Source organism: Blautia sp. HCP3S3_G3 (genome assembly GCF_052063365.1).
Lineage (GTDB): Bacteria > Bacillota > Clostridia > Lachnospirales > Lachnospiraceae > Blautia_A.
This window is the reverse complement of sequence record NZ_JBQHXR010000001.1, coordinates 701,689-716,221: the sequence shown is the minus strand read 5'-3', so window position 1 is coordinate 716,221 and position 14,533 is coordinate 701,689. Positions and strand designations below refer to the sequence as shown.

The window sequence follows — 14,533 nt, the reverse complement described above, 5'->3', positions numbered from 1 at the left end:
AGAGGGAGAAACAAATGGAAACACGTAAGATTATTCAAGTTGAAGACAAGGTACCCGTTAATCTTCTGATTCCGCTGAGTATCCAGCATATGTTCGCCATGTTCGGCGCGACAGTCCTGGTACCGTTTATTTTCGGGATCAACCCTGCCATTGTTCTGTTCATGAACGGTGTCGGTACACTGATTTTCATCGCCATCACCAAGGGAAAGGCGCCGGCTTATCTCGGTTCCAGTTTTGCATTTCTGGCACCTGCCGGCATCGTCATCAGCCAGATGGGGTATGAATACGCACTTGGCGGTTTCGTAGTGGTTGGATTCTGCGGATGCGTGATCGCACTCATTATTTACAAATTCGGTTCTGACTGGATCGACGTTGTCCTTCCGCCGGCTGCCATGGGACCGGTCGTAGCACTGATCGGTCTGGAATTATCCGGAAGTGCCGCAGGCAATGCCGGGCTGCTGGATGAGACTATTAATCCGAAAAATGTGATCGTATTTCTTGTAACACTTGGAGTGGCAATTTTCGGAAATATCCTTTTCCGTGGATTTTTGTCCGTCATCCCGATTCTGATTGCAGTAATCGCCGGATATATCGCAGCACTGTGCTGCAAAATGGTGGATTTCAGCGCAGTCGCATCTGCTCCTTTATTTGCACTGCCGAATTTCCAGTTTCCGAAGTTTAACATGAATGCGATCCTGATCATCCTTCCGGTCATTCTGGTCATCATTTCCGAACATATCGGACATCAGGTTGTAACCAGCAAGATTGTAGGAAAAGACCTTCTGAAAGACCCGGGACTTCACCGTTCTCTTCTCGGAGATAATTTTTCCACAATGCTCTCCGGTCTGATCGGTTCCGTTCCTACCACCACTTACGGTGAGAACATTGGCGTCATGGCAGTCACAAAAGTATACAGCGTAAGAGTTATCGCAGGTGCAGCTGTTCTTTCCATCATCTGTTCCTTTGTCGGAAAGCTTTCCATGCTCATCCAGACCGTTCCGGGACCGGTTATCGGCGGAATCTCTTTCCTGTTATACGGTATGATCGGTGCTTCCGGTATCCGTATTCTGGTAGATTCCCAGGTGGATTTCGGTCGTTCCAGAAATCTGACTCTGACTTCCGTGGTATTTGTCACCGGTTTATCCGGAATTTCCGTGAAATTCGGAAATGTAGAGCTTACCGGTATGGTCCTTGCCTGTATCGTGGCAATGATCTTAAGCCTGATCTTCTATATCCTCGACAAGTTCCAGCTTACCAATGACAGAGAAGACGCATGATCATCCTCCCTGTATTTTTTAAAACAGAAAGCAGGATACATCACCAAAAACAGAACGCACTTTTTAAACACGTTCTATGGTATAAAACAAAAAATGTCCGGGCAGCAAATCTTATGATTTGTCTGACCCGGACATTTTTATATAAAATTTCGATATTGCACACAAGATGTGATCATTTCAAATCTTTATTAAGAAAAACCCTTTCCGGATTTATTTTGCCGTAGCCTTCGTTCCATCTTTGCTGTACAGGACCTTCAATACGATCGGTGTAGAGATCGAGGATACCAGAATCAGGAAAATGACTGCTGCAAAATATCTGGACTCAATCATTCCTACCTGCAGACCTTTCTGGGCAACGATCAGAGCAACCTCTCCACGGGTCATCATTCCGACACCGATTTTTAGTGCATCTGATCCGCGGAATCCCAATACCTTGGACATCAGACCGCATCCGATGATTTTGGTCAGAAGACCTACGATCACAAAGAGGATACAGAACAGAAGCAGGGATGGCGTTACCTGATCAATATTTGTTTTCAGACCAATACTTGCGAAAAACAGAGGTCCGAAAATCATGTAGGAGCTTACGTCTACCTTTCTTGCAATATACTCCGAATCATCAATGCTGCAGAGAATGATACCCGCTACATAAGCGCCTGTAATATCTGCAATGCCAAAATATTTTTCAGCTACATAAGCCATGGCAAAGGCAAGTACAAAACCCAAGATCGGAATACGGCGTGTATGCGGATAACGCTTATCCAGCCATTTAAATCCGCGGTAAATAATCACACCCAGCACTACCGCCAGAACGAAGAACAGTACTGTGCTGATAATCACAGATACCGGTTTGCTGTCCGGATCTTTCATTCCGACTACAAAAGTCAGTACAATAATTCCAATGACATCATCAATGATCGCCGCACTCATGATGGTGGTACCGGTTTCGGATTTCAGATATCCCAGTTCTTTCAGCGAAGCAACCGTAATACTGACAGAGGTTGCAGTCAGGATCACACCGGTAAATACCGCAGAATAAAACTGGCTTGTTCCGCCCGGCGCAAATCCATAATAGCAGCTGTAAAGCAGATAACCACCCGCCAGAGGAACAAATACACCCGCACATGCGATCAGAAGTGCTTTCCATCCTGTTCGCATCAGATCTTTCAGGCTTGTCTGAAGACCTGCAAAAAACATCAGCAGAACCACACCGATCTCCGCCATTCCCGTAATAAGTTCTGTCTGCTGTACAAGGCCCAGTACGCACGGCCCGATCAGAAGTCCGGCAATAATTTCTCCCACGACCTGAGGCGCCTTCAGTTTTGCCGCAAGAAGTCCGCACAGTTTAGCAGAAATCAGAATAATCGCCAGATCTTTAAAAATTTCATAAGTTTCCATCTTTCCAGTCCCCTTTGTAATATGATAAAAGCATAATGATAAAAACATATACGGCAAAGAAGCTCTGCCGCCGGTACATCGTACCGAAAAATTTTCCAGACAGGATTATAGCACCGTGGATATCTCTGTGCAAGTAAAGGAAAAAACTCCATAATCTGGTTGTTTTGGTTAAAATGACGAAAATCAGGAGTGGATTTTTCATAGAAAAATCGAATTTCTACTTGCCAACTGCTTCCAATTTGCATATAGTTTAAATGTACATTAAATTTTCGTAAAATGTATGTAAAGTCACATTACAGATAAGGAGACGAAAACATGAACACAATTATTACCCTGGTTAAGCTGCTGGGCGGATTAGCCATGTTTCTCTATGGAATGGAGATCATGGGGGATGGCCTGAAGCAGGGTTCCGGCGAAGCACTGAAGAAGTTTCTCGGCAAATTAACACACAATGTCTTTCTCGGCCTTCTCACCGGTACCATTGTCACGGCGATCATTCAGAGTTCCACAGCTACCATCGTCCTGACCGTCGGTCTGATCGGAGCCGGCATTCTGAACCTGAGACAGGCAGTCAGTATTGTACTTGGTGCAAATATCGGTACCACGGTTACCGCACAGATCATCCGACTGATGGACATCGACAGCTCCGGCGGTTCTATTCTTTCCTTTTTCAAACCGGATTTCCTTGCGCCGTTTGCTCTGGTCGTCGGTATTATCCTGATCATGTTTATTAAGAAAAATGCTACCAAAAACGCAGGTATGATCTGTCTTGGATTCGGTATTCTCTTTACGGGTCTGATCTCTATGACAGCCGCAGTAGAGCCTCTGGCAGAATCGCAGGCTTTTGTGGATATTCTGTCTTATTTCACAGACATTCCTATCCTTGGTATTTTTACAGGTCTGATTCTTACCGTCATCATTCAGAGTTCCTCTGCTATGGTCGGTATCCTTCAGGCACTGTCCTCTACCGGTGTCATGACTTTTAACCTGATCTACCCGATCATTATGGGTATCAACCTTGGAACCTGCGTAACAACCGCCATGGTCTGCTCCATCGGTTCCTCCAAAGACGCCAAACGTACCGGTGTTGTTCATATCGTTTTTAACTGTATCGGTACCGTGCTCTTTATGATCGGAATGTCTCTTCTTCATAAGGCAGGAGCCTTCGGCGGTCTCTGGGACAGTATCGTTGACAGCGGCGGAATTGCAAACTTCCAGACACTATTCAATCTGATTACGGCAGTCGTACTTCTTCCATTTACCGGTGCACTGGTCAATCTTTCCTGCAAAATCGTCAAGGATGATCCGGTAAAAGAAGAAACTTATCCGGAACTTGCCGCTCTTGATCCGAAGATCATGATTTCTCCGGCGCTGGCGCTCAGCGAAGTAACAAAGACGCTCGCCTACATGGCAAACATCGCCAGAAACAATGTGGAAATGAGCCTTGCGCAGTTCCATCAGTACGAGGAAGAACACACAGATACCATTAACGCCTATGAAGAACGTCTTGATGTGTTTACAGACAAAGCAGACAACTATCTCATCGAGCTGTCCAAAAATATTGAAAACGAATCGGACAACCGACAGCTGAACATGCTGATGCAGTGTGCCCCCAACGTGGAACGTATCGGAGATTATGCTACGAATTTTGATGAAATGGCAAAGAAATTAAAAGAATCCGAACTTACATTTTCGGATGGTGCACAGAAAGAACTGGATATTCTCGGAGATGCTGTCCTTGAGATTCTCCGCCTTACTGTAGAGAGTCTTGAGACAGAAAACGAAACGGTTGTACGCCGGATTGAGCCTCTGGAAGAAGTTATTGATGATATGGTCCTTCTTCTCAAGAACCGTCATACCACAAGACTCTGCCAGGGCATCTGCAATATCAACTCCGGAATTATTTTTATGGATATCCTGACGCATCTGGAGCGTGCCGCTGACCAGTGTTCCAGCATTGCCATGCTGATTCTTGGTCTGAACAATGATGAAATTATGCAGAATCATCACCAGTATCTGCAGGAACTTCATTCCAGAGCAGACCAGTCTTATCTGGCAGAAGAGAAAAACCGCAGAGAACAGTATCTTGCTCCTCTGGAAAATATTCAGTATAACTAAAATCAGTATAACAAAAAAGGAATACGCCAAAAACAACAGGAGTCTCCGCAAACCGGTCAGACTCCTGTTGTTTTATATTCCAGGAAAGCTATTATTTTATATTACAGGAAAGTGCTTCGCATTCTCCTGTAATATAAAAATACCTTTCTGTATTTCTGTTCTTTTAGACTACTCGACTTCCCGAAGCAGCTTGTCGATCTTTGCCTGCTGCTCATACGGAACATTGGTAAACGGTCCGTTCATCAGTTCCTGCAATGTATACAGCTCATCCTTAAACGGAAGTTTCTTCACTGTTGAAAAATATTCCCTGTCAAGAATATCTTTCGTCTTTTCATTTGCCTCCAGCTCTGCCATCGGAGAATTCACAGAATAAATCTTTCTGCACGGCACTGTCGGCTCGTATACGAAGCTGTAAGAGCCTGCAGCGGCTGTTATTTCCACGTTACCATTTTTCTGTACCACAGACAGGATTCTGTCATTTCCGGCCGTCTGAGAGGCTATTACGGCTTCCTCCGCATCCGGCAGAACGATCACTGCCTGTGCATCAAACGGAACCGTAAAGCGGAAATGAAGTTCTTTGCCTTCGATGGACCATTCACTTTCAATCGTTCCTGCCGCAGAACGAAGGGAACCTTTTGCCCACCGCATCTGATAGTTCGGTGTCGGAGCAAGAGTGAATTTCTTAAATCCTGCACCTTCTTCACAAGGACGGATTCCAAGCATATAGCGGTACATCCATTCCACAATCGAACCATAGGAATAATGGTTGAGGGAATTCATACCCGTACCGCTGATTTTGCCATTGGGAAGTACGGAATTCCATCTTTCCCAGATCGTAGTAGCGCCCATCAGTACCTCATAGAGCCATCCCGGGAATCCCTTTTCCATCAGAAGCTGATATGCCAGATCATTCATACCATTTTCGGAAAGAACCGGACAGAGATACGGAGTTCCTACAAACCCGGTGTTCAGATGATATTTATTTCTCTTCAGCAGTTCCAGAAGTCCCGCACAGGTCTTTTCATATGCAAAATCCGGTGTAAGCCCCATATAAAGAGCCACTACATGAGCAGTCATGGTATTGACACACAGACGTCCGGACGGTGTAAAATACTCATTGACAAATGCATCGTGAATCTTCTGTGCAAGATCTGTATAATAGGCTGCATCCTCTTCTTTTCCAAGAATTCCGGCTGTCTTTGCCACAATATCCGTGGAATAGTAGTAATAACCGGAACAGATCAGGAACGGGTCTGTTGCGCCATAAACACCGCCTTCCACGTTGCCGTCCAGCGCCAGCCAGTCTGCATAATGGAAGCCGCTCTGCCACAGGTATTTATTGCCGTATTTTTCATCTTCCCGTCTCATATAGTCGACCCAGGCTTTCATACTGTCATACTGACGGGCAAGAATCCCCTTATCTCCATAATGAAGATATACGTTCCACGGAATGATGGTTGCCGCATCTCCCCATGCAGTTGATGCATCTCCCTGATAATTGGCAACCGGAACAACATCCGGCACGCTTCCATCCAGTTTCAGCTGCTCTGCATAAACATCCTTGCCGTATTTCGTATAAAAAGCATAGGTATCCATGTTAAAGCATGCGGTACCGCTGAAAATCTGCGCATCTCCCGTCCAGCCGTAACGTTCATCTCTCTGCGGACAATCGGTCGGCACATCCAGGAAATTGCCTTTCTGTCCCCATTTGGCGTTATGTACCAGCTGATTTACCAGAGGATCGGAAGTTTCGATATGACCAAGTTCCTCCATCTCGGAATGAATCACAAGTCCCCGGAAATCTTCCGGATCCGGCTCACCATCCCATCCGGTAACTTTGACAAAACGGTAACCGTAGAATGTAAAATGCTGTCTCACGACTCTCTCCGTACCATCTGAAATATAGGTAAATTCCTCTTTCGCGGTACGTAAATTGTCATTGTAGAAATTGTCATCCTGAAGGATCTCGCCAAACTGGAAGAACAAGCGGGTTCCCTTGGGGGCACTACACTTAAAGCTCAGCCAGCCTACCATATTCTGCCCCATATCCAGAACCGTTTCTCCTGCGGGTGTATGGATGACCTCAATCGGTTTCAGCTGCTCATGAACCGTGATTGGCGGGCTTAAACGAGGGCTCAGTTTCTCTTTGTCAAGGCCGATGACCTCTGTATCAAAAATCTCGCTGGTATCCAGCGTTGTATCATAAATTTCTCCCGGATAAATACCACTGTAAACCACCTGGCTCTTACGTGCTTTCCAGGTCGTATCCGTACCGATCACTTCTTGCGTTCCATCTTCATAAGTGATATGGATTTCCGCGATTGCCGCAAGACGGTCGCCATAGTTCTCAGAAGTCTGTCTGAGACCATACCAGCCTTTGTACCAGCCGTCTCCGAGAACAATTTCCATATGATTCTGTCCCTCAGAAAGCTCCAGTTCATAGGTCTGATACTGAATCCATGTATCAAAATCACAGAGTCCCGGCAGAAGTACTTCATCTCCCTGTTTCTGTCCATTCAGATACAGTTCATAAACACCCAGTCCGACCACATACATCCGTGCTTTTTTCACAGGTCTGCTGATTTCCACATTCTTCATCAGAACTGCCTGTACCTCTTTCGGAAGCGCCGGTGTAATCCAGTCTGCCGTCCATTCCCCGGCTTTTGCCGTCTCAAACCATGCAGCTTCGCTCTCGGCAGTTTCTCCGTTATCTGCCCATACACGGACTTTCCAGTAATATCTTGTCTCCGGTTTCAGTTCCATCGGAAGAATATATGCAGTACTTACAATTTCTGCAGACTCTCCGGAATCGAATACCATTTCCGCAAACTTCTCATCCAGCGCCACCAGAACCTGTGCTCTTTCCTGTCTGACTGCCTGTGTTTCTTCCACAACATAGGAAATAGTCGGCTCCGCCAGGTCATAGCCCAGCGGATTCACCAGATGATTCACTTTCAGATGATTGATTTTCATAGTTCTTATATGCCTTTCCGTATTCTGTTTTATATCACAGGAAAATGCCAGAGCACGTTCCTGTGATATCAATCATTTATCTCTTCTTCAAAACAGGTGCTTTCAATAAACCTACCGGCTTCACCTGATACTCGTAGGACCACTCTTCGTTCACTGTACGCCATGCATTCGGTCCGAACCAGGCCTCTGTCTGATTGCAGTTATGTACCGTACCAAAGGTATTAATCCGGCTTCCAAATACCGTAATCTCCAGAACATGATCCCCCTCCGGAACCATTCCAAGATCACAGCTGTACGGAGAAAATGCGATCCATCCGGCACGTTCTCCATCAACAGCTACGCTGATAAACGGAGTGCGGAACATGGTTGCATCTACTTCATACTCGCCTCCCTCTGAATGGAACGGAATCTCATAAGTCACATTACCGCCGTAGAATGGATAGCCCTGACGGGTGATATCGCCAAATGCAAGAACGTCTTCTGATGGCTTTAACATCTGCCGGCTGCCGCGGATATCTACGGTAAAATCACCCAGAAGGAACATGTTTTCAATGTTTGTTCTGCTGTTATACGGAATCTCCACCTGCAGAACATGACTGCCCTCATTCAGTACAGGAAGCGGAATCGTACGGATACAGTGGTCTGTATACCATCCGTCTTCATTGTTGGCAACTTCACTTCCATCCAGAATGATTCTGGCTTCCGGTCCATTCTCCATGGCAAGATGGCAGCCCTCCAGCATACAGCGGCAGTCCAGCGTATATCTCAGAGAAAGGGTATGTTCCAGCGGCTCGGAAGCACTTCTGGTCCATGGCTGCGCAAACGCTTCCATACGCATCGGATAGCCAAGTTTTTCCCGGAAAAGATTATCGATGCGAAGAACTTCCTCTTCTTCCTGCCATGTGCCGTCATCAAACCGATATTCGGCAATATCCAGCAGACTGACATTCGGTTCAGAGAATTTCACTCTGTTTTCTCCCGGAATACGAACCGGTGTCCAGCCGGCTTCTATGCCGGACATTTTTGCACTGTCTGAAGATGTTTCATAGACATTTTCGATTCCTTCCGCAATTCCACCTGCTTCCAGATGAAGAAGCAGAGAATCCTGGTCATACATCGTTTTATAAAGAATTGTATTGCCGTTCTTATGACACACAGCTGCTTTATAAATTTCTCCGGTAAGTGTATCATATACCGTCACATTCCACTCACCGCGAATCCTGATTGTCAGGTCTTCCTGTACCGGAAGATCCACATTTCTCTTTCTGGTCAGCGCACCGGAGTGGTCAAAAATCGCACTTTCCGGATTTTCCGTACGGTTTGCATGAGCAAGGAACAGCCAGCGGTCTGCGCCTTCTTCACGCATCTGGTAAATAATATTTGTGCTTGCAGTTCCGTCCGCCTCCAGGATCTCAATTTCCCGGAACACATCCAGTGCCTCCAGAAGCTGTACACGGCCGAAAGAAACGATTTCTGTTTTTTCTGCAAGCTTTCTTCCTCTGTCAGAAGGACGCGCATCTTCCAGGAACGGAAGCTCACCGGTAAAAATCACACGGCCGCCTGCTTCTGCAAATTTTTCCAGAACATCCAGCGTTGTGCTGCGAAGTGTACGGCAATTTGGAACAAGAACAACATCATATGCCATTTCACCGACTTTCAAAGCCGTATGGCCTTCACCAGCCTGAACTCCATGATCCGGACCGGTCAAAGACGGCAGCAGGGACTCGCACAGGAAATCAAAATCCATGGTATTGTATAACAGCCAGTCTGTCAGGTGACGGAAATCTGCATCCATCTCCTCACGGATACCGGAGGTCTGTTCCTTCGGTCCCCAATACAGCCAGTAGGATTCTACCGGATGCACTACTCCGATACGGACATGAGCTTTTCCTCTGGTCATTGCGGCATTCACACGGGCAAAATGATCCTCCAGAAGCGAATATTCCTGATACCACGGAGACTGATAACCAATCGCAGCAGGATAATCACGTTTTGCCTCTCCTGCCATAGAAGTCCAGGTCAGATGCTGTACACGGACGGTTACACCAAGTGCAGCCTGCCAGTCTCCCTGCAGTTTGTGTCCGCGGAAATCAAAATCCCAGTTGGTAACACCATACAGCTCACTGAGCATCCCTTCTCTTCCAAACTGATGAACCGCACTCTCACACTGTTTTGCCGTATTTAGTTCACGACGGTCACAGAGCATATCAATTCCCGGAATATCAAAAGAACGATAGGAACGCATTGCCTCTCCAAGTGCTGCGGTCTGAGATTTCAGTGTCGGTTCCTCCATCATATGTCCGGTCAGGGCGATTCCATGCTCTTTACACCAGCCGCCGATCTGGTCAGCAAACGCATTGGCAAAACGTTCTGCTATATGATCATGGTATTCATAGCGGATTACAGATACCTGTCCGTCCGGAAGTTCCCAGAACAGTTCCGGAAGATGTTCCAGAAGGCTTTCTCCATAAACTTCTGAAAATGTAGTTTCCAGATCATCTGTATACGGAATCACGACATCTTTTTTCTGTTCTGCATAATCCAGACACTGTTTGTGGCAGAACTGCGGCTCATCTGTAAAAATTGCCGGAACATTGCCGCCAAACTGGTCACCAAGAAGTTCTGCATATTTTTCATGAGTCACTTCGATAAACTTTTTTACAGAAGCCGGATCAAGCGTATTCAGATACGCCTGGTCATTGAACCATGGATTGTCACCGGAAATCTCCAGATAGGCATACCATTCATTCCATCCTTCTCTGACCGTTTCTCCATCTTTAAGCACCGCATAATCTTTCAGATATCCATTCTCCAGCAGCACCTGATAACGTGCCAGCAGTGTCCGTTCACTGCTTCGAACTGCCTGACCGCTGGATCTTTTTTCACTTTCTTCAAACACCTTTCCATCCTGACATTCCGGTGTAAAAATCAGGAAACGGATCCGGTACTGATGATCTCTGGTCACAAGACCGCCGCCTGCTCCGGAAGGCCAGCGGTCTTCATCATAGAGCCAGGTCAGCATGTTATTTTCAGTAAATTTCTCATTGGCATACTTAACCATTCCCAGGAATTCCTCTCCCATATATGGATGATCCATTCCTGTACGGCAGTGAATGTGACCGCCGCCCATTCCCATATCCTTTAAGGATTCGATGGTACGGTCAATGTTTTCTTTGTCCATGCGGCAGTTCCATGCCCAGAACGGTGTTCCCCGGTACTCACTGCCTGGATTCTGAAAGACTTCCTGTGACAGTTTTTCGGATTTTTTGTACAACATAGTTTTTTCCCCTTTACATAATATTTTTCAAAAGGCTTTTCCCTTTTGATATAAGGATTTCCCTGCCATTATGCAGCAGAAATCCGGTAAACCCATAAGCTTATCCCTTCTGTTTCCCTTCTATATTCAGCCCTTTCAGAAACTCCGACGGGCTTTTTCCTGTATAGGAACGGAACAGACGGCTGAAATAGAACTGGTCCTCATATCCCACAATGGAAGCGACATCCTTGATCAAAATATCCGGCTTCTCACTGAGCAGCTTCTTCGCCTGTGTCATACGCAGTTCCGTAAGATACTGATTGAAGGAATTTCCCGAATATTTCCGGAACAGACGGCTCATATATGTCTGAGAAATCCCGAAATGATGGCAAAGATCCGGAAGCGTAATCGTTTTGCCCAGATTTTCTTCCAGATAATTTCTGATTATATCAAAATATTCCTGAGAATCGACTTTACTGCAGCATTCCTCCTGCTCAAAATCCAGAAACACATCCACCAGACTGTCCGCCAGTGTCTGGATGGATGTCGCATAAAAGAATGCGTCATTCATCAGATATTCACTTTCCTGCGTGGAACGTTTGCACAGATTATACTGCCGCATGATAGCCAGTACTTCTCTGGTAAAATTTTCCATCCAGAGCTGAGACGGATGATCTTTTTCCAGAAATTCATAACTGAGGCGGATTTCCTGTCTGATCTGTTCCGGATTTCTGGTTCTGGCAGCTGTTTCCAGTCTTGTCAGAACTTTGCTTTCGTTTTTGTGGAGCTCTACCGTTGAAATGGTACGGACGTTCTGTTTTTCCGCAAGATTCAGAATCTGTGTCACCCCCACACTGCTGCGCTGATCCAGCTGCTGGTAAAGATTCTTGATCTTTTCCTGCAGTTTTTCTTTCGTAAACGGACGGCTGTCATAAATCAGGGTATAGTAATTGGAAGCATTCTGCTGTTTCTGAAGCTTATTCAGATAATGCAGGAACTCTCCCTCCCCGACCAACTTCCCGGGAATCAAATACAGGGACTCCATTTCATCCCGTCCAAAAATCATATAGTTTTCATAAATATCTGAATAAATTTCTCTTCGTCTGTCCATGGAGAATCGTCTGGGAAGCCCGTTGGTTCTGATGATCGCACCATAATACTCTTCATCCGGCATATAACGTTCCAGCTTCGCCATATCTACAGATTCTCCATTGCCAAGTGCCCGGAGAATTCTGTTTCGTTCCCGGTAGTGGATCTCACTGATCTTTGTTTCTGTGTATTTCAGTGTTTTCAGCAGTTCCGCAGGAACAATAGGTTTCAGAAGATAATCCGTCACCCCTGAGCGGATCGCACTTCTGGCAAATTCAAAGTCCTGATAACCGCTGATAATGATAAAACAGATTTCCGGAAGTTCCTCCCGTATCACGGAAGACAGCTCCACTCCTGACATCAGAGGCATTTTGATATCACAGATAATCAGATCCGGTACAAGGTTTCTCGCTTTTTCCAAGGCTTCCTGACCATTTTCGGCAGTATCTACCACCCTGTAATTTTTGCTTCTCTTATCTATAATGGAACAAACCGACTTCTGTGCAAGCGGTTCATCGTCTACGACCAATACCCGATACATCCTCTTATTCTCCTTTTGTTTTTTTATCCGCTAATCGTTCCCCGATCTTTACTTCCACACCTCTGGAAAGATTCTCAATGGAAAAGATTAAATCGTCACTGTACAAGAGGAAACATCTGGCATAGGTATTGATAAGCCCCATACCGCCGATTTCCAGTTCCATGTTTCCACTGCGTGTTTTTATTCTTTCACGTACTTTTCTGAATTTCTCTGTGAGCTCTTTCAGTTTTTCTCTGTCAAATCCTTCACCGTTATCTCTCACACAGATTTCCCAGCGATCCTCATACATTTTCCCTACGACACAGATTTCCATCGTCTGATCTGTATGATTATATCCGTGATTCAGAGTATTCTCAATGAACTGATGCAGAGTCATTTTTGGCAGAATCTGGTTCCGGACTTCAGGATCCATCGTAATGGAAAAACGAATCTTGTCGCCATATCGCGCTTTCAGAAGATACAGATAATTATCCAGATACTGAATCTCCGAATCCACACGCGCATAACGCTCTTTGTTGTTCGTAGAATAGCGCAGCATGCTGGCAAGTGCTCCGCACATATCACAGATCATATCGTCTTCATCTTCGATTCCCCGGCTGGAAATGATATTCAGCACATTATACAAAAAATGCGGGTTGATCTGTGCCTGAAGCGTGTCAAACTGTGCCTGCATCTGCAGCATCATGGATTTTTTCTCATTGCTGACTGCCTGACTCAGGCGTTCTGTCATGGCCTGATAAGAATCCGCCAGCATCTCCACTTCATCCAGCCCGTAGCTGGTCTGCACATTCTGTACATCCAGATTCTCCAGATTGGTATGCTCGATCATTTTTCGCAGTTCCCGTATAGGCTGAGTCAGCTTATACGACCAGATGGAAATCAGAATCAGACAACATGCGAACATTACAAGGGCAGACAAAGTAGACATGATCAGCATCGCGACCCTTCCGGATTCTGCGATTTTCTCTCTCGAATAAGCCACCACACTGAACGGAAAAACATCGGATGTGGTTTTGCAGGAAATGATTCCCTGGATTTTCTCGGAAATGCCATCCTCCATCTGCGTCATCTGTTCAAACTCGGTTCCGTTTTTGTAATCTACGCTGCTGGAATAGAGAAAATCTGCATGATCGGTAATAATGAGAAATTCTGCTCTCGGATCTGCAACCTCCAGCGTACCAAGGCTTTCCACGGTATTTTCCACCTCAATGTATCCCATCTGGAAGCCCTGAAGTGCTTTCATAACGGAATAGACCACCGGCCCTTCCGTTCTGCCCCATTCATCCTTATGCGCACCAATCAGAACGGTTTTTCCTTTTGCCAGCTCTGCTTTTCTGAGATAGGAATAATCCCCGACGTCAAAATCCTCCGGCAGGGAAAGTGCCTCCATATTAGAATTGTAACTGCTGACCAGATCTCCCAGCTGATTATAAAAAACGGTACGATAGGAATTCTGAATGATATACTCCGTATTAAAGCCGATTCCAAGCTGCGTCAGAGCATTTAACGCATAAGAACTGGGGACCTTTCCTTCAGAAACTTTCCCCAGTGTCTCGATTCCGCCCAGCATATCTGTATCAGACAGAATGTAATATATGATGGCATCCATTCTTTTCAGCCGTTCATCCATCTGGGAAACCAGCTGTGCAGATGTAACAGACAAACTTTCCTCCTGTCGTTTCACCTCATAATCCATACTGATCCTGTATACCGCAATTCCCAGCGTCAGACTGAGGATGAGGGCAATTGTCGCATAACATACTGTTAATTTGGTCTGGTACTTCATCTGTCTTATTCTCCTTCGTATGTCATCTCAACGCTGCTGTATTTCCCAGAGAACTCCCGATGTACTAAGTACAAATCTGTCAACTTATCCGTGGA

The 14,533-nt window shown here is 45.8% G+C and carries 7 protein-coding genes; 2 read left to right on the top strand and 5 right to left on the bottom strand.

Annotated features, from left to right (window positions below):
* The first annotated feature begins 14 nt into the window (after positions 1 to 14).
* Positions 15 to 1,277 carry a uracil permease gene (uraA, locus tag ACTNEW_RS03235; protein WP_441057840.1) on the top strand — a complete coding sequence of 421 codons (1,263 nt, stop codon included), beginning with the start codon at positions 15 to 17 and terminating at the stop codon, positions 1,275 to 1,277.
* Between the two features lie 210 nt (positions 1,278 to 1,487).
* Here the strand turns inward: uraA and ACTNEW_RS03230 are convergent, their stop codons facing one another.
* Entirely contained in the window at positions 1,488 to 2,675 is a 1,188-nt protein-coding gene (locus ACTNEW_RS03230) for a cation:proton antiporter (protein ID WP_441057837.1), read from the bottom strand.
* 315 nt (positions 2,676 to 2,990) lie between these two features.
* Between ACTNEW_RS03230 and ACTNEW_RS03225 the strand changes: the two genes are divergently transcribed.
* On the top strand, positions 2,991 to 4,793 hold the full coding sequence (locus tag ACTNEW_RS03225; RefSeq protein ID WP_441057834.1) for a Na/Pi cotransporter family protein: 1,803 nt from the start codon (positions 2,991 to 2,993) through the stop codon (positions 4,791 to 4,793).
* Positions 4,794 to 4,961: 168 nt separating this feature from the next.
* Here the strand turns inward: ACTNEW_RS03225 and ACTNEW_RS03220 are convergent, their stop codons facing one another.
* The 4 genes from ACTNEW_RS03220 to ACTNEW_RS03205 all read right to left on the bottom strand — a co-directional run bounded on the left by ACTNEW_RS03220 (position 4,962) and on the right by ACTNEW_RS03205 (position 14,438).
* On the bottom strand, positions 4,962 to 7,766 hold the full coding sequence (locus ACTNEW_RS03220) for a family 78 glycoside hydrolase catalytic domain (RefSeq protein WP_441057831.1): 2,805 nt from the start codon (positions 7,764 to 7,766) through the stop codon (positions 4,962 to 4,964).
* A gap of 76 nt (positions 7,767 to 7,842) precedes the next feature.
* On the bottom strand, positions 7,843 to 11,043 hold the full coding sequence (locus ACTNEW_RS03215) for a hypothetical protein (RefSeq protein ID WP_441057828.1): 3,201 nt from the start codon (positions 11,041 to 11,043) through the stop codon (positions 7,843 to 7,845).
* 100 nt (positions 11,044 to 11,143) lie between these two features.
* Positions 11,144 to 12,652 carry a response regulator transcription factor gene (locus ACTNEW_RS03210; protein ID WP_441057825.1) on the bottom strand — a complete coding sequence of 503 codons (1,509 nt, stop codon included), beginning with the start codon at positions 12,650 to 12,652 and terminating at the stop codon, positions 11,144 to 11,146.
* A 4-nt stretch (positions 12,653 to 12,656) separates the two neighbouring features.
* A complete protein-coding gene (locus ACTNEW_RS03205) occupies positions 12,657 to 14,438 on the bottom strand; it encodes a sensor histidine kinase (RefSeq protein ID WP_441057822.1) in 1,782 nt (593 codons plus the stop codon).
* Positions 14,439 to 14,533: the final 95 nt, after the last annotated feature.